Origin of the sequence: Rhodanobacter sp. LX-99, assembly GCF_018599185.1 — a bacterium.
Taxonomy (GTDB): Bacteria; Pseudomonadota; Gammaproteobacteria; order Xanthomonadales; family Rhodanobacteraceae; genus Rhodanobacter.
The window spans coordinates 1,455,004-1,471,529 of record NZ_JAHFVL010000001.1 but is presented as its reverse complement, the minus strand read 5'-3'; the positions used below and the strand labels follow the sequence as shown (position 1 = coordinate 1,471,529).

Sequence of the window (16,526 nt, the reverse complement as noted above, 5' to 3'; positions counted from 1 at the left end):
GCAGGCTCGGGGACGCTCGGTGATCCATTTCGATCAAGTCAGCAAGCGCTACGAGGGCGGCCATGAGGCGCTCTCGCAGCTTTCGTTCGAGGTGCCGACGGGCGAGATGGCCTTCGTCACCGGGCATTCCGGCGCCGGCAAGAGCACCCTGCTCAAGCTGCTGGGACTGATCGAGCGGCCCTCGCACGGCGTGATCAGCGTGGACGGCAGGAGCCTGGCGAAGATTCGCCACAGCGGCATCCCGAAGTGGCGCAGGCATGTCGGCATGGTGTTCCAGGATCATCGCCTGCTGCTGGATCGCAGCGTGTTCGCCAACGTCGAGCTGCCGCTGGCGATCGGCGGCATCGCCCGCGCCGAACGCGCCCGGCGGGTGCGCGCGGCGCTGGAGAAGGTCGGCCTGCTCGCCTACGAGCGGCAGCTGCCGGCGACGTTGTCCACCGGCGAGCAACAGCGCGTGGGCATCGCCCGCGCGATCGTGGCGCGTCCCGCGCTGCTGATCGCCGACGAGCCCACCGGCAACCTCGACCCGCAACTGGCGGTGGAGATCATGGGCCTGTTCGGCGAGTTCCAGCAGGTCGGCACCACCGTGCTGATCGCCAGCCACGACCTGCCGCTGATCAAGCGCATGAAGAAGCGCGTGATCGTGCTGGACCATGGCCGCCTGGTGGCCGACCTGGCCGCGCAGGAGGTGCTGTGAACACGGTGCCGGAAACCCTGCACGTGTCCGCGGATGCGCCGCAGCGCAATGTCCACAGCCGCGGCAACCGTTTCGCCAGCTGGCAGGAACATCATCGCTGGAGCGCGGCGTCGAGCCTGCGCCGGCTCGCCTCGCGTCCATTCGGCAGTCTGCTCACCATCGCGGTGATGGGCCTGGCGCTGGCCTTGCCGCTGGCGTTCTACCTGCTGCTGGGCAATGTGCAGCAGCTCGGCCGTGCGCTGGGCCAGAGCCAGGCGATCAGCGTGTTCCTGCAGCCCGGCCAGACCGCGTCGCAGGCGCAACTGCTCGCCCAGCAGCTGGGCGACCGCCCCGAGGTGGCCGCGGTGGTGGTGAAGACGCCGCAGCAGGGCATGGATGAGCTGGCGCAGATGCAGGGCTTCTCCGGTGCCCTGCAGACGCTGGACGACAACCCGCTGCCGTACGTGCTGCAGTTGCAGCCGCGTGCGGGAGTGAGCGCGCATGCGCTGGAGCAGATGGTGGCGGACGTGCGTACGCTGCGCAGCGTCGACCTGGTGCAGGACAGCGGCAGCTGGCGGCAGCGGCTGGATGCCTTGCTCGGCGTGGGCAATCGCGTGGTGCTGGTGCTGGCTTCGCTGCTGGCGCTGGCGGCGCTGCTGGTGGTCGGCAATACGATCCGGGTGGACATCGCCAGCCGCAACGAGGAGATCGGCGTGCTGCTGCTGGTCGGCGCCAGCGGCGCGTTCGTGCGCCGGCCTTATCTGTATGCCGGGATCTGGTATGGCCTGTTCAGCGGCATCCTGGCGGCGTTGCTGGCGGTGCTGATCGAGCTGGCGCTGGCCACGCCGGTGGCGCAGTTGAGCCAGGCTTATGATGGCAAGCTGCAGGTCGGCGGCTTGCCGCCATGGCTGCTGCTGGCGGTGCCGCTGGTCGCCGCGGCGCTGGGTTGGCTCGGCGCGCGGCTGGTCAGCGCGTGGCAGTTGCGCAAGGCGGTATGACGGTCTTGCGCCGGGGTGACGTGAATCGCACCGCCGGTGCCGCATCCGGTGCACTATCCCCAGTTGCGGCGGGTGCAGGGGGTGCGCCCGCAGGTTCATCGGCGAAGGACGGCCACGAGTCGGGTGGGTGAGTTAAGGCATGAGTACGAATATCAGCAGCCGTCTGCTGACTGACGCACCGCGGGTGCTGGTGGTCGACGGTTCGCGCGTGGTGCGCCAGTTGATCACCCGCGTGCTGCAGGCCGAACTGCCCGGCGTCGAGGTGGTCGGCTGCGGCAGCGGCGCCGAGGCGCAGCAGGTGCTCGGCGATGGCGTGTTCGACTTCATCACCATAGCGCTGCGCCTGCCCGACATGGACGGGCTGGAGCTGGCGCGCTTCGTGCGCGAGTCGGCGCCGCAGGCTTACGTGCCGATCGTGGTGGTCTCCGGCGACGTGGATGACCGGCTGCACCGCCGCTCGCTGGGCGAACACGTCACCGACTACTTCGACAAGGCGCTGGGCTTCCAGGCGCTGGCCGAGTTCATCCGCGGCTACGTGCGGCCGGACGCCGCCGCCGATGGCGTGGTGCTGTACGTCGAGGACAGCCGCGTGGTGGCGCTGGCGACCCGCCGCATGCTGGAGAAGATCGGCCTCACCGTGCGCCATGTGGTCAGCGTGGAGGACGCCCTGGCCCTGCTGGAAACCTCGAAGGCGCAGGGCGAGGTGGGCGCCGACGTGGTGCTCACCGACGTCAGCCTGAAGGGCGAGCTCACCGGCGGCGACCTGCTCGAACATATCCGCGGCGCGTTCGGCTACGGCAAGGGCCGGCTGCCCGTGCTGGTGATGACCGGCGACGAGAACCCGGCCAACCAGGCCGCGCTGATCAGGGCCGGCGCCAACGACCTGGTCGAGAAGCCGGTCGAGGAAAAACTGCTGGTCACCAAGCTGCTGTTCCAGCTGCGCGTGGCGAAGCACGTGCGCGGGCACACGGCCGAGGCATGAGCGACGCGGCGCAGATCAAGCTGGAACCGTCGTGGAAGGCGCGCATCGGCGACTACCTGCTGCGTCCCGAGATGCAGGCGCTGGCGGCGTTCCTGCGTGCGGAGAAGCGGGCCGGCAAACGGATCTACCCGCCCGGTCCGGAGATCTTCGCGGCATTCGAACACACCCCGTTCGATGCGGTGCGGGTAGTGATCCTGGGCCAGGACCCGTACCACGGCCCCGGCCAGGCGCACGGCCTGTGCTTCTCGGTGCGTCCCGGCGTGCGGGTGCCGCCGTCGCTGGAGAACATCTTCAAGGAGATCCAGCGCGACCTCGGCATCCCGCGGCCCGACCACGGCTGCCTCACGCCCTGGGCCGATCGCGGCGTGCTGCTGCTCAACAGCGTGCTGACGGTGGAAGAAGGTCGCGCCGGCTCGCACCAGGGCAAGGGTTGGGAGGGCTTCACCGATGCGGCGATCGACGCACTGAACCGCGAGCGCGAAGGGCTGGTGTTCCTGCTGTGGGGCTCGTACGCCCAGCGCAAGGGCCAGCTCATCGACACCCGCCGGCACTGCGTTTTGAGCTCGGTGCACCCGTCGCCGCTGTCGGCCCACCGCGGCTTCCTCGGCTGCGGCCACTTCTCCGCCGCCAACCGCTACCTGGAGGCCCACGGACAGCCGCCGATCGACTGGTCGTTGCCGCCGAAAGTCGCATTGCAGAGCGGTTTCGTGCCTGCTTGAATGCGGTTTTGCCAGCCTCATATCGGACTGAATGAGACGCTGGACAAGGGCGATCAATATCTATACCATTTAGTTCATTAAAGCGCGGAACCATTCCCGCGCCTTAGCACTCCAACTACCCGAGTGCTAAACTTTGACGTCGTTTCAGGAGGTTCCACCCATGTCTCAAGCCTTGGTGACCGCCAACTTCCCGCTGCCGAGCGTCGTCGGCAGTCTGGATGCGTACATTTCCGCGGTCCATCGGATCCCGGTGCTGAGTTCGGAAGAAGAGCAGGCGCTGTCGCGCGACTACCTCGAAGAGGCCAACCTGGCCGCGGCGAAGAAGCTGGTGCTGTCGCACCTGCGTTTCGTGGTGCACGTGGCGCGTGGCTATTCGGGCTACGGCCTGCAGCTGGCCGACCTGATCCAGGAAGGCAACATCGGCCTGATGAAGGCGGTCAAGCGTTTCGACCCGGACCAGGGCGTGCGCCTGGTCAGTTTCGCGGTGCACTGGATCCGTGCCGAGATGCACGAGTTCATCCTGAAGAACTGGCGCATCGTGAAGGTCGCCACCACCAAGGCGCAGCGCAAGCTGTTCTTCAACCTGCGCAAGAGCAAGAAGCGCCTGGGCTGGATGAACGCGGCCGAGGTGAGCACCGTGGCGAAGGACCTGGGCGTGCCCGAGGCGACCGTGCGCGAGATGGAATCGCGCCTGTCCGGCCGCGACATCGGCTTCGAGGCTCCGGCCGACGCCGACGACGACGCCAAGCCGGCGCCGGCGGCGTTCCTGATCGACGACGGCGCGGACCCGTACGAGAACGTGTCCGACGAGGATTACGCCGACAACCAGATGCAGACGCTGACCGATGCGCTGGACCATCTGGATCCGCGTTCGCGCGACATCATCCAGCGTCGCTGGCTGGACGACAGCAACAAGGCCACGCTGCAGGACCTGGCCGACGAGTACGGCGTTTCCGCCGAACGCATCCGCCAGATCGAGGCGAATGCGATGAAGAAGATGCGTGGCCTGTTCGCCACGGCAGCCTGAGCCGCCGCGCCGCAACCAAGTGAGTTGCTCATGCAAACGGCCCCGCGAGGGGCCGTTTGTGTTTGTGCCGTCGTGGCGTCAGCGCCGGACGGCGGCGGGCTGGCGCAGCGCCATGCCCTTGAGCACGTTCAGTGCCTGCGACAGCGCGTAGTCGCTGGTGGCCAGCTTGGCATCGGCGGCGCTGCCGTCGTCGTTGATGTCGATGCCGGCTTGAGCCTTCTCGTTGGCCAGGTGGTTCGGCAGGTCGGCTTCCGAACTGATCAGCACCGGTCCGCGGTCGGATGGGTTCACGGTGAGGTCGGCCAGCGCGATGTCGGGCTTGATGCCCTCGGCCTGGATCGAGGTGCCGTTCGGCGTGTAGTAGCGCGCCGTGGTGATCTTCACCGCATGCTCGGCATCCAGCGGCAGCACGGTCTGCACCACGCCCTTGCCGAACGTGCGCTGGCCCATGATCAGCGCGCGGCGGTTGTCCTTCAGCGCGCCGGAGACGATCTCGGCGGCCGAGGCGGTGCCGTTGTTGGTCAGCACGATCATCGGTGCGCCGCCGAGCTGGTCGCCCGGGTGCGCGTTGAAACTCATGTTCGCGTCCTGCAGACGGCCGCGGGTGGTGACGATGGTACCGGCGTCGAGAAAGTCGTCGCTGACGCCCACGGCCGCGGTAAGCAGGCCGCCCGGGTTGTTGCGCAGGTCGAGCACGGCGCCTTTCGGCGCGCCGTTCTTTGCGATCAGCTGCCCCAGCTTCTGCTCCAGGTCGCCGGCGGTGTCGTCCTGGAACTGGCTGATCCGCATGTAGACGTAGCCCGGCTCCAGCTCGCGCACCTTGACGCTGCTGATCGAGATGTTCTGGCGCACGAGGTGCAGGTCGATCAGCTTGTCGCTGTTCTGGTGCACGATGGTCAGGTCGATCTTGCTGCCCGGCTTGCCGCGCAGTTGCTTGAACATCTCGTCCACGTTCTGTGCGTCGATCAGGGCGCCGTTGATCTTGACGATGCTGTCGCCCGGCTTGATGCCGGCGCGCGCGGCGGGGGTGTCGTCGATCGGCGAGACGATGCGCAGGCCGCCGTCGACCTGCAGCACCTCGATGCCGAGGCCGCTGTACTCGCCGGTGGTGTCCTCGCTGAGCTGGGTCAGGCCGTCCTTGTCCAGGTATTCGCTGTGCGGGTCGAGGCCGCTGAGCATGCCGGTGATGGCGGCCTTCATCAGGGTCTTGTTGTCGACCTTCTCCACGTACGCCTGGCGCACCACTTCGTAGACGCGGCTGAAGTTGCGGATATCGTCCAGGTCCACCTGGCCGGCGGAGCTGGTGCCGGCCGGTGCGTCGGCGCTGCTGCTGGTGGCCGGCAGGTCGACCGGCGGCGCCGCCACGCTGGCGGCAGCGGCCGGCGCGTTCTGCGCGCGGGCATCCGGCGCGGCCAGCAGGAACGGAACGGCCAGCAGCAGGACCGCCATGCCGATCGTCGGACTAGAAGGGGAAAGGCGCATGCGTGTGACTCCGTACAGCAGACAGCGCCGCGCCGGAGCGCGACGGAAAATGTGGGCAGGCATGAGACAACCAGATGCCGGGGTAATTCAGCGTTAACTCGTTCCTAGCCTGCGATGCGGCGGCGGGCGCGTCAACGGCGCTGGCTCAGCCAGCTGCGCGGATCGACCGGCTGGTTGTTCCGGCGCAGCTCGAAATAGACGCCGGTGTTGGCGCCGGTGGGCGGGCTGGCGGTGCCGATCGCCTGGCCTGCCTCGACCTGGTCGCCGACGTCGTGCAGCAGGGTTTCGTTGTTGCCGTACATGCTCATCCAGCCGTTGCCGTGGTTGAGGATCAGCAGCATGCCGTAGCCGCGCAGGAAGCCGGCGTAGATCACCCGGCCGCGCGCCACCGCGTGGATCTCGCTGCCGCCGCTGGCCTTGATCAGCACGCCGTTGCCGTAGCTGTTGACCACGCCGCTGGCCGGCCACGGCAGGTTGCCGCGGATGTTGGCGCTGGCGCCGCCGACCTCGATCGGCGGTGGCGGCTTGCGCCCGGGGTGCTTCCTGATGGCCGCGGCACGTTCGGCGGCGGCGCGGGTGGCGGCTTCGTCGATCGCCTTCTGCAGCTTGGCGAGCAGGTTGTTGAGCGATTGCGCGTTCTGCTTCAGCGCGGCCAGCCGCTGCGCCTGGTCCTTGTACCGGGCGTCGGTCTCGGCGGCCAGCTTCTGCTGCGCGGCGCGCTGTTTGGCCAGCGCGGCCGCCTGCTGCTCGCGCTGGGTCCGGGTCGCCTGCAGAGCCTGCTGTTCGGCGGTGATCGCATCTTCCAGTTCCTGCAGTTTGGCCAGGTCGGCCATCAATCGCTGCACGCGCTGCACGCGGTCCTGCTGGAAGTACTTCGAGTAGACCAGCGCGCGCGCGATGCGCGCCACGTCCTCGTCGCCCAGCAGCAGGCGCAGGTCCGAGCCGTGGCCGAGCGCATAGGTGGCGCGCAGCAGGTCGGCGATCGCGGCGCGCTGGCTGTCCAGCGTCTGCTTCAGCGCGGTGCGCTGTTGCTGCAGTTGATCCAGCTGCTGCTGCTTGGCAGCCAGCTCGGCATCGGTCTGGCGTACCGCACGCGCCGCACCGGCCAGCGCATTGGCCTGCTTGGCCAGTTCGGCGTTGACGCTGTCGCGCCGGGCCGCGGTGTCGGCCTGCTCCTTTGCGAGCGCCTCCATCTTGTGGCGCAGTTCGGCCAGCTTCTGCTTCGCCTCGGCCTGTTCGCTCTTGCTGTCCTGGCGTGCCTGCAGCGGCGTGATGGCCAGACAGCCCAGCAGTGCGGCGAATATCAGGCAGCGGACGGGGCGGGCGGCGAAGCGGGCGGGTTTGGGCATGCGGCCGATTATCCCCGAGCGGAGCGGGCACGGCGAGACAGCTGCTGCTCCCGTCTTGCCGGATAGCCGGGAAAACACGACGCGGCATCTGGGCGAGTGTGAGCCTTGGTCCGGAATATGCATGAAATACAGCGTGAAATTAGGCACTTGAGCGTGAATTAGCGAAGTGTTAAACCGCGTTTGCGAAGGCCTTCCCCCGCTCGTGGCCTTTCGCCGGTTGCAGAAGCTGGCTTCCCCCCACCCCAACTGCCTGCTTCTCCATTGCCCGATCGATCCGAGCGACTCGCGATTGCTCCGCAAGTGGAGCAAGTGGAGGTTATGTCCATGAAACGCACGCTTGTCATTTCGCTGGCGGGCCTGGCCCTGTCCCCGATAGCTGCCGCCCTCGCGCAAAGCGCACCACCCGCCGACGCCCCGCAGACCCGGACCGCTGCGCAGAACTCGCAGGCTACGCAAAACCCGCCTGCGCCCACCGGCCAGAACGTGCAGGAATTGCAGTCCGTCACGGTGACCGGCTCGGCGATCCCGCGAGTCGACCTGGAGACGCCCTCGCCGGTCACCGTGATCACCGCCGCCCAGATCGAGCGCAGCGGCCTGAAGACCGTCAACGACGTGGTGCGCGCGATTTCCGCGGACAACAGCGGTTCGATTCCCACCGCCTTCACCGCCGGATTCGCCGCGGGTTCCGCCGGTGTCGCGCTGCGCGGCCTGACGGTGAACTCGACCCTGGTGCTGATCGATGGCCGCCGCTCGGCCAATTACCCGCTGGCGGACGACGGCCAGCGCACCTTCGTCGACCTCAACACGATCCCGGTGAACGCGATCGAGCGCATCGACGTGCTGAAAGACGGCGCCTCCTCGCTGTACGGCGCCGACGCGATCGCCGGCGTCGTCAACATCATCCTCAAGCACGACTTCAAGGGGCTGCAGGCCACCGCCGACGTCGGCACGTCGCAGAAGGGCGGCGGCACCACGCGCCGCGCCACCCTGCTGTTCGGCGGCGGCGATCTCGCGAAGGACGGCTGGAATGCCTATGGCAGCATCGAGGCGCAGAACGACGACCGCATCTGGGCGCGCGACCGCGGCTTTCCGTACAACTCCACCGATCTCAGCCGGATCGGCGGCAGCGACGCCACCAACGGCCAGCCCGGTTTCAACGCCGGCTCGATCTACGGCATGGTGCGGCCGGCCGTGCCCGGTCCGAACGGACCGGGCGGCATGCTGACCGGCACCGCGGTCGACGGCTCGCTGTGGCAGCCGCTGCGGCCCTGCGGTCCGGACACGACACCGGTGACCAATGACCTCGGCAGCGGTTGCGAGCAGAACTTCGTCAGCCAGTACACCGACCTGCAGCCGAAAGAGAAACGCCTCGGCGCCTACGGCCGCCTGACCATCAAGGTGGGCGACACCAGCGAGGCCTACGTGGGCGCCAGCGTGTACAGCAACAAGACCGACGTCGCCGGCGGTCCGCCGCAGATCCGCGCGGGCACGCCGGTCAATACGCGCTCGCTCGTGCTGCCGGCGACCTTGCCGGACGGCTCGGACAATCCGAACAATCCCTTCGACCAGCCGGCGCTGATCACCTATGCGTTCGGCGGCATCAAGGGCGGCGCGAAGCAGGACAACGACAATACGCGTCTGGTCGGCGGCATCCACGGCACCATGGGCGAGTGGAACTACGACAGCGCGCTGGTGTTCAACCACAACTCGCTTACCGTCGACAACTACGGCTTCCTCAACTACAACAAGCTGATCCAGGTCGTGAACGACGGCAGCTACAACTTCCTCGACCCGTCGCAGAACTCGCCGCAGCTGCTCGCCGAGCTGGCGCCGGTGCTGCACAAGAAATCGACCACCGACCTGCAGTCGATCGACTTCCACGTCTCGCGTCCCCTGATGGACCTGCCCGGCGGCTCGCTGGGCTTTGCCACCGGCGTCGACGTGCGCCACGAGGAGCAGCACGATCCTGATCTGAACCCGGGGCTGCAGGCCCAGGGCCTCGGCGTGGCGCATACCTTCGGCAAGCGCACCGTGTCCGGTGCCTACGCCGAGCTGGACGCGCCGTTCCTGGAATCGCTGGAAGTCGACGCCTCCGGCCGCTTCGACCACTACTCCGACTTCGGCAACAACTTCTCGCCGAAGATCGGCTTCAAGTGGAAGCCGATCGAATCGCTGGCGGTTCGCGGCACCTGGTCCAAGGGCTTCCGCGCGCCGAGCTTCGCCGAGAACGGCTCCAGCGAATCGGAGGGCTTCGCCACCTACACCGTGCCGGACGATTACGCCGCGGCGCACGGCAACAACGCCTATGTGCGGCCCTACGGGCTCGCCTACGACACCATCGGCAACCCGAACATCAAGCCGGAACGTTCGAAGAGCTGGACCTTCGGCGTGGTCTACCAGCCGATCGAGCAGCTCAGCGCCTCGCTGGACTACTACGACATCAAGAAGACCGGCGTGATCGGCCAGCAGGATACGCAGGCCGTTCTCGACGCCTACTTCGCCGGCCAGCCGCTGCCGCCGAACTCGGCCGTCATCGCCGACGTCCCCGATCCGGAGCATCCGGACCTGCTGCCGAAGCCGGTCGTGGTGATGGCGCCGTACGTCAACCAGAACTCGCTGCAGACCAAGGGCGTCGACCTTGACCTGATCGGCAATTTCGATCTCGGCGCAGGCACGAAGCTGCGCAGCGAGTTCAGCGCCACGCGCATCTTCGAGTGGAACCTGACCCTGCAGGACGGCACGGTGCAACGCTTCGTCGGCACGCACGGGCCGTACGCGCTGTCCTCGGGCGCGGGCACGCCGCGCGACCGCGCTTCCTGGTCGAACAGCCTCAGCTTCGGCCATGCCACGGTCACCGGCACGCTCTACTACACCAGCGGCATCTCGATGACCGCGCCGGACAATGGCGAGGGCTGCATCTCGGTGGACGACAACGGCGACCCGTTCCCGCCGAGCTGCCATGTGGCGTCGTTCACCACGTTCGACCTGACCGGAAGCTACGACTTCAACGACCACTTCGCGCTGACCGCATCGATCCTGAATGCCTTCAATCGCGAGGCGCCGTTCGACCCGAGCAACTACGCAGGCAACAACTACAACCCGACCTGGGCGCAGGCCGGCATGGTCGGCCGGTTCTACACGGTGGGCGTGAAGTACAAGATGTAAACCCGACCGGCCGAGCGGAAGCTTCGGCCGGCGAGGCACGCGCGCCGGCACCGGCGCGCGTGCCTCGCGCAATGGCCGCGTGGCGCGGTCTGCCGGCTGCCACGAACGTTAAGAAGTTTAGACGTCCATACCCGCTCTTTGACGCGGCGCAACAATTGTGTTTTAGTCGGAGCCGTTCCTGCGCAAAACGATTGGTGCCCTCGGCATCGCGGCGACCTGCGCAGCCCGGAGGGGTAGATGGCGGCACGCGGCTCGGCGACGTTGTACGACCCGGCTTTCGAACACGACAGCTGCGGCTTCGGCCTGGTTGCGCAGATCGACGGGCGCGCCAGTGCCACGCTGGTCGACACCGCGTTTGCCGCGCTGGCGAAACTCTCCCATCGCGGCGGCGTGAATGCCGACGGCATCAGCGGCGACGGTTGCGGCGTGCTGATCCATCGCCCGGCGGACTGGCTGCGCGCGCTGGCGGCAGCGGACGGCATCGTGCCGGGCGAGCGTTTCGCGGCGGGGCTGGTGTTCCTCGACCCGGCCGGTGGCGAGGCGGCCGTGATCGAGTTCGAGCGGCATCTGGCCGAGGCTGGTCTGGCCTTGGCCGGCTGGCGCGACGTGGCGATCGATACCGGGGCTTGCGGCCCGCTCGCCAGCGCCACCTGTCCGCGCGTGCGCCAGGTATTCGTGAATGCCGCGGCCGGGATGGACGATGGCGCGTTCGAGCGCGCGCTGTTCCGTGCGCGCCGGCGCGCCGAAACCGCGCTGGCCGCCGATCGGCAATTCTACGTGGTGAGCCTGTCCGCCCAGGTGATCGGCTACAAGGCGATGGCCGCGCCGGGCCGGCTGCGCGAGGTGTTCGCCGATCTGCGGCATCCGGCGCTGGCCAGCGACGCGGTGGTTTTCCACCAGCGCTTCTCCACCAACACCACGCCGCAGTGGCGGCTGGCGCAGCCGTTCAGGCTGCTGGCGCACAACGGCGAGATCAACACCATCCGCGGCAACCGGCGCTGGATGCAGGCGCGCGAGGCGGTACTGCGTTCGCCGCGGGTCGACCTTACCGACATCGGCGCGCTGGTGCGCCAGGACGGTTCGGATTCGGAAAGCCTCGACAACGCGCTGGAAGTGCTGCTGGCCGGCGGCCTCGACATGCTCACCGCGATGCGCGTGCTGGTGCCGCCGGCGTACGCGGCGCGCGAGGATCTGGACGAGGACCTCACCGGCTTCTACGAGTACTACGCGCTGCATAGCGAGCCGTGGGACGGGCCGGCCGGTCTGGTGATGTGCGACGGTCACTACGCGGCGTGCACGCTCGACCGCAACGGCCTGCGCCCGGCGCGCTGGGCGCTGTCGGACGACAACCACCTGATCGTCGCCTCCGAGGCCGGCCTGTGGGACGTGCCGCCATCGCGCGTGGTGGCGAAGGGCCGGCTCGGGCCCGGCCAGATGCTGGCGGTGGATTTCGCCAATCATCGCCTGCTGCACGACGCCGACATCGACGCGATCAACAAGAGCCGCGCACCGTTCCGCGACTGGCTGCGCGCCGGCGTCAGCTACCTCGAGTCGGACCTGATCGATCCCAGCCTCGCCGCCGAGCCGCTGCCGGCCACGGTGCTGCGCCGCTACCAGAAGCTGTATGGCTTGAGCCGCGAGGAACGCGAGAGCGTGCTGAAAGTGCTCGCCGAAACCGAGGCCGAAGCCACAGGCGCGATGGGCGACGACACCCCGATGGCGGCGATGTCGCGCCAGGTGCGGCCGCTGTTCGACCGCTTCCGCGAAGGCTTCGCCCAGGTCACCAACCCGCCGATCGACCCGCTGCGCGAGCGGCTGGTGATGTCGCTGGTCACCCAGTTCGGCCGCGAAGGCAACCTGTTCGAGCTGTCGGCGGACAACGCGAAGCAGATTCTGCTGAACTCGCCGATCTGCTCGCAACGCAAGCTGCGCCAGCTGCTGGCGTTGCCGCAGTTCGTCAATGCCACCGTGCAGATCGACCTGTGCTACCCGCCCGAGGAAGGGCTGGAAGCGGCGCTGCGCCGGTTCTGCCGCGAGGCGGAGCAGGGCGTGCGCCACGGCGCCGGCATGGTCTTCATCACCGACCGTTATCCGAACCGGGACACGCTGCCGGCGCACGCGCTGCTGGCGGTGGGCGCGATTCACGCGCACCTGATCGAGACCGGCCTGCGCTGCCAGTGCAACCTGCTGGTGGAAACCGCCACCGCGCGCGACGCGCACCAGTTCGCCTGCCTGATCGGCTTCGGCGCCACCGCCATCTATCCGTGGCTGGCGTACCAGAGCCTGTTCGAGCTGGGCCGCGACGGTCACATCAAGCGTGGCGACGGCACCCCGCGCGAGATCGGCCGCAGCTACCGCCGCGGCATCCGCAAGGGCCTGCTGAAGATCCTGTCGAAGATGGGCATCTCCACCATCGCCGGCTATCGCGGTGCGCAGCTGTTCGAGATCGTGGGCCTGGCGCCCGAAGTGGTGGCGCTGTGCTTCGCCGGCACGCCGTCGCGGATCGGCGGCGCCGGCTTTGCCGAACTCGAGCACGACGCGCGCCTGCTCGCCGCCGAGGCCTGGAACGAGGCGCAGCCGCTGCGCGCCGGCGGCATCTACAAGTTCGTCCACGGCGGCGAGTACCACATGTACAACCCCGACGTGATCGACACGCTGCAGGCCGCCGTGCGCAGCGGCGCGATGGACGACTACCGGCGTTACGCGCAGCACGTCGATACGCGGCCACCATCCGCGCTGCGCGATCTGTTGCTGCCGCAGGCGGTCGGTGCCGCCATTCCGCTCGGCGAGGTCGAACCGGTCGAGGCCATCCTGAAGCGCTTCGATTCGGCCGGCATGTCGCTGGGCGCACTGTCGCCTGAAGCGCACGAAGCGCTGGCGATCGCGATGAACCGGCTCGGCGGCCGCAGCAACTCCGGCGAAGGAGGCGAAGACCCGGCGCGCTACGGCACCGAGAGGACCTCGAAGATCAAGCAGGTCTCGTCCGGCCGCTTCGGCGTCACCGCCGAATACCTGATCAACGCCGAGGTGCTGCAGATCAAGATCGCGCAGGGTGCGAAACCCGGCGAAGGCGGCCAGCTGCCCGGCCACAAGGTCGACGCCACCATCGCGCGGCTGCGCTACGCCAAGCCCGGCATCGGCCTGATCTCGCCGCCGCCGCACCACGACATCTACTCGATCGAGGACCTGGCGCAGCTGATCCACGACCTGAAGGAAGTGAACCCCACCGCGCTGATCTCGGTGAAGCTGGTCTCGCACGCCGGCGTGGGCACGGTCGCCGCCGGCGTGGTCAAGGCCGGTGCCGACCTGATCACCATCTCCGGCCACGACGGCGGCACCGGCGCCAGCCCGCTCACCTCGATCAAGTACGCCGGCACGCCGTGGGAACTGGGCGTGGCCGAGGCGCAGCAGACCCTGCGCCGCAACGGCCTGCGCGGCCGCGTGCGGCTGCAGGCCGACGGCGGCCTGAAGACCGGCCTCGACGTGATCAAGGCGGCGCTGCTCGGCGCCGAGAGTTTCGGTTTCGGCACCGGCCCGATGGTGGCGCTGGGCTGCAAGTACCTGCGCATCTGCCACCTCAACAACTGCGCCACCGGCATCGCCACGCAGAACGAGACGCTGCGCCAGGACCACTTCATCGGCCTGCCCGAGATGGTGATGAACTACTTCCGCTTCGTCGCCGAGGACGTGCGCGAACACCTGGCCAGGCTCGGCGTGCGCAGCCTCGGCGAACTGGTCGGCCGCAGCGACCTGTTGACCCAGGCCGAAGGCAGCACGCCGGTGCAGCGGCAGCTCGACCTGTCGCGGCTGATCGCCAGCGACGGTCTGAGTGTCGAGGTGGACAGCGCCTGCACGCTGCCGCGCAACCCGATGCGCGACGAGGCGGCGCTGGCCACGCGCATCGCCCACGATGCCGCGCCGCTGGTCGAGTTGGGCAGCGGCGGCACGTTCCGCTATGCGATCGCGAATACCGACCGCGCGATCGGCGCGCGCCTGTCCGGCGACGTGGCGCGACGCTGGGGCGACCACGGCATGCCCGAACCGATCACCCTGCAGCTGGAAGGCAGCGCCGGGCAGAGCCTCGGCGCGTGGAACGCCGGCGGCGTGCAGATCGAACTCACCGGCGAGGCGAACGACGGCGTCGGCAAGGGCATGGCCGGCGGGCGCATCGTCGTGCGGCCGTCGCCGGAATCGCCGTTCGCCAGCCAGGACGCCTCCATCCTCGGCAACACCTGCCTGTACGGCGCCACCGGCGGCGAGCTGTTCGCCGCGGGCCGGGCGGGCGAGCGCTTCGGCGTGCGCAACTCCGGCGCGCTGGCGGTGATCGAGGGCGCCGGCGACCACTGCTGCGAGTACATGACCGGCGGCGTGGTTGCCGTGCTCGGCGCGTGCGGCCTCAATTTCGGCGCGGGCATGACCGGCGGCTTCGCCTACGTGCTCGACCTCGAACGCAACTTCGTCGATTGCTACAACCACGAACTGGTCGACATCGTGCGCGTCACGCCCGAAGGCATGGAACACCACATGCAGCACCTGCGCGGACTGATCGCGCGCCACGCCGAACTCACCGGCAGCACCTGGGCGCGCCATCTGCTCGGCGATTTTCGCGGGTTGCTGCAGCGCTTCTGGCTGGTCAAGCCGAAGGCCGCGAGCCTCGCCGCGCTGGCCGACGAATTGCGGAGGGCGGCATGAGCGACAAGCTGTTCCAGTTCCTCAACCTTCCCCGCCAGCCGCCGAAAGCAGTGCCGGTAGCGATCCGCGTGCTCGGCTACGGCGAGATCAGCGGCGACTTCACGCCGCCTGCGGCCGTGGGCCAGGCCGAGCGCTGCCTCGACTGCGGCAACCCGTATTGCGAGCACGCCTGCCCGGTGCACAACTACATTCCGGACTGGCTGAAGCTGGTGCAGGACGGACGCCTGTTCGAAGCCGCCACGCTGATGCACGAGACCAACCCGCTGCCGGAAATCTGCGGCCGCGTGTGCCCGCAGGATCGCCTGTGCGAAGGCGCCTGCACGCTGGAGCAGGGCGGCTTCGGCGCGGTGACGATCGGCAGCATCGAGCGCTCGATCACCGACGAGGCGTTCCGCCAGGGCTGGCGGCCGGACTTGTCCGGCGTGGTGGAAACCGGCCGCCGCGTGGCGGTGGTCGGCGCCGGCCCGGCCGGCCTGTCGTGTGCGGACCGGCTGCGCCGTGCCGGCATCGCGGTGGACGTGTTCGACCGCCAGCGCGAGATCGGCGGCCTGCTCACCTTCGGCATCCCGCCGTTCAAGCTGGACAAGACGGTGATCCACACCCGCCGCGAGGTACTCGAAGGCATGGGCGTGCGCTTCCGTCTCAACGTGGAGATCGGCCGCGACATCGCGTTCGAGCAACTGCTGGCCGACTACGACGCGGTGTTCATGGGCACCGGCGCCTACACCTTCGTCGACGGCGAACTGCCCGGGCGCGAACTCGACGGCGTGCACGACGCGCTGCCGTTCCTGGTCGCGAACGCGAACCGCCTGCTCGACGACCAGCCGGTGCCGCCCGCGCTCGACCTCAACGGCAAGCATGTCGTCGTACTCGGCGGCGGCGACACCGGCATGGATTGCAACCGCACCTCGGTGCGCCTCGGCGCCGCCTCGGTCACCTGCGTGTACCGGCGCGACGAGGCCAGCATGCCGGGCTCGCGGCGCGAGGTCGGCTACAGCCGCGAGGAAGGCGTGAACTTCCTGTTCCATCGCCAGCCGTTGGCCCTGCTCGGCGAGCAGAGCAGGGTGCGCGGCGTGCGCCTTATCAACACCGAGGTGGGTATCGACACGCATGGCCGCGCGCGGCTGCAGCACGTCGAGGGCAGCGAAACCGAGCTGCGTGCCGACGTGGTGATCCAGGCGTTCGGCTTCCGCCCCAGTCCGCCGGCATGGTGCGCCGACCACGGCATCGAACGGGATGCCAGTGGCCGCATCCGTGCGGGGGGCGCGAACCGGCTGCCGTTCCAGACCGGCCATCCGAAGATCTTCGCCGGCGGCGACAACATGCGCGGAGCCGACCTGGTGGTGCGCGCGGTACACGACGGGCGCGAAGCGGCGGCCTCGATCGTGCGGATGCTCAGCGAACTTCCTCTGGCAGCGATGGCCTGTGTGGCGTAA

The 16,526-nt window shown here is 68.6% G+C and carries 10 protein-coding genes; 8 read left to right on the top strand and 2 right to left on the bottom strand.

Features of this window, described 5'->3' with window-relative positions:
- The first annotated feature begins 19 nt into the window (after nucleotides 1–19).
- From ftsE to rpoH, 5 genes are all read left to right on the top strand, one after another.
- Nucleotides 20–697, top strand: a complete 678-nt coding sequence (gene ftsE, locus KK131_RS06930; RefSeq protein WP_214555940.1) for a cell division ATP-binding protein FtsE — start codon at nucleotides 20–22, stop codon at nucleotides 695–697.
- Complete coding sequence (gene ftsX / locus KK131_RS06925; RefSeq protein WP_214555939.1) at nucleotides 694–1,674, top strand: permease-like cell division protein FtsX; 981 nt, start codon at nucleotides 694–696, stop codon at nucleotides 1,672–1,674. Before ftsE ends, ftsX begins: the two co-directional genes overlap by 4 nt.
- 139 nt (nucleotides 1,675–1,813) lie before the next feature.
- Complete coding sequence (locus KK131_RS06920) at nucleotides 1,814–2,656, top strand: response regulator (protein ID WP_214555938.1); 843 nt, start codon at nucleotides 1,814–1,816, stop codon at nucleotides 2,654–2,656.
- Nucleotides 2,653–3,375: a uracil-DNA glycosylase gene (gene ung / locus KK131_RS06915; protein WP_214555937.1), complete on the top strand. Its 723-nt coding sequence runs from the start codon at nucleotides 2,653–2,655 to the stop codon at nucleotides 3,373–3,375. Before KK131_RS06920 ends, ung begins: the two co-directional genes overlap by 4 nt.
- A gap of 160 nt (nucleotides 3,376–3,535) precedes the next feature.
- A complete protein-coding gene (rpoH, locus tag KK131_RS06910; RefSeq protein WP_214555936.1) occupies nucleotides 3,536–4,402 on the top strand; it encodes an RNA polymerase sigma factor RpoH in 867 nt (288 codons plus the stop codon).
- Nucleotides 4,403–4,480: 78 nt separating this feature from the next.
- Here the strand turns inward: rpoH and KK131_RS06905 are convergent, their stop codons facing one another.
- Nucleotides 4,481–5,884, bottom strand: coding sequence for a S41 family peptidase (locus tag KK131_RS06905; RefSeq protein WP_214555935.1), 1,404 nt, complete (start codon nucleotides 5,882–5,884; stop codon nucleotides 4,481–4,483).
- 131 nt (nucleotides 5,885–6,015) lie between these two features.
- Nucleotides 6,016–7,233 (bottom strand): peptidoglycan DD-metalloendopeptidase family protein, encoded by a 1,218-nt coding sequence (locus KK131_RS06900; protein WP_214555934.1) that lies wholly within the window; start codon nucleotides 7,231–7,233, stop codon nucleotides 6,016–6,018.
- 324 nt (nucleotides 7,234–7,557) lie between these two features.
- Here KK131_RS06900 and KK131_RS06895 point away from each other — a divergent pair, with 324 nt between their 5' ends.
- From KK131_RS06895 to KK131_RS06885, 3 genes are all read left to right on the top strand, one after another.
- A complete protein-coding gene (locus KK131_RS06895; RefSeq protein WP_214555933.1) occupies nucleotides 7,558–10,398 on the top strand; it encodes a TonB-dependent receptor in 2,841 nt (946 codons plus the stop codon).
- Between the two features lie 237 nt (nucleotides 10,399–10,635).
- Nucleotides 10,636–15,090, top strand: a complete 4,455-nt coding sequence (gene gltB / locus KK131_RS06890) for a glutamate synthase large subunit (RefSeq protein ID WP_214555932.1) — start codon at nucleotides 10,636–10,638, stop codon at nucleotides 15,088–15,090.
- On the top strand, nucleotides 15,087–16,526 hold the full coding sequence (locus KK131_RS06885) for a glutamate synthase subunit beta (protein ID WP_214555931.1): 1,440 nt from the start codon (nucleotides 15,087–15,089) through the stop codon (nucleotides 16,524–16,526). The genes gltB and KK131_RS06885 overlap by 4 nt, the downstream gene beginning before the upstream one ends.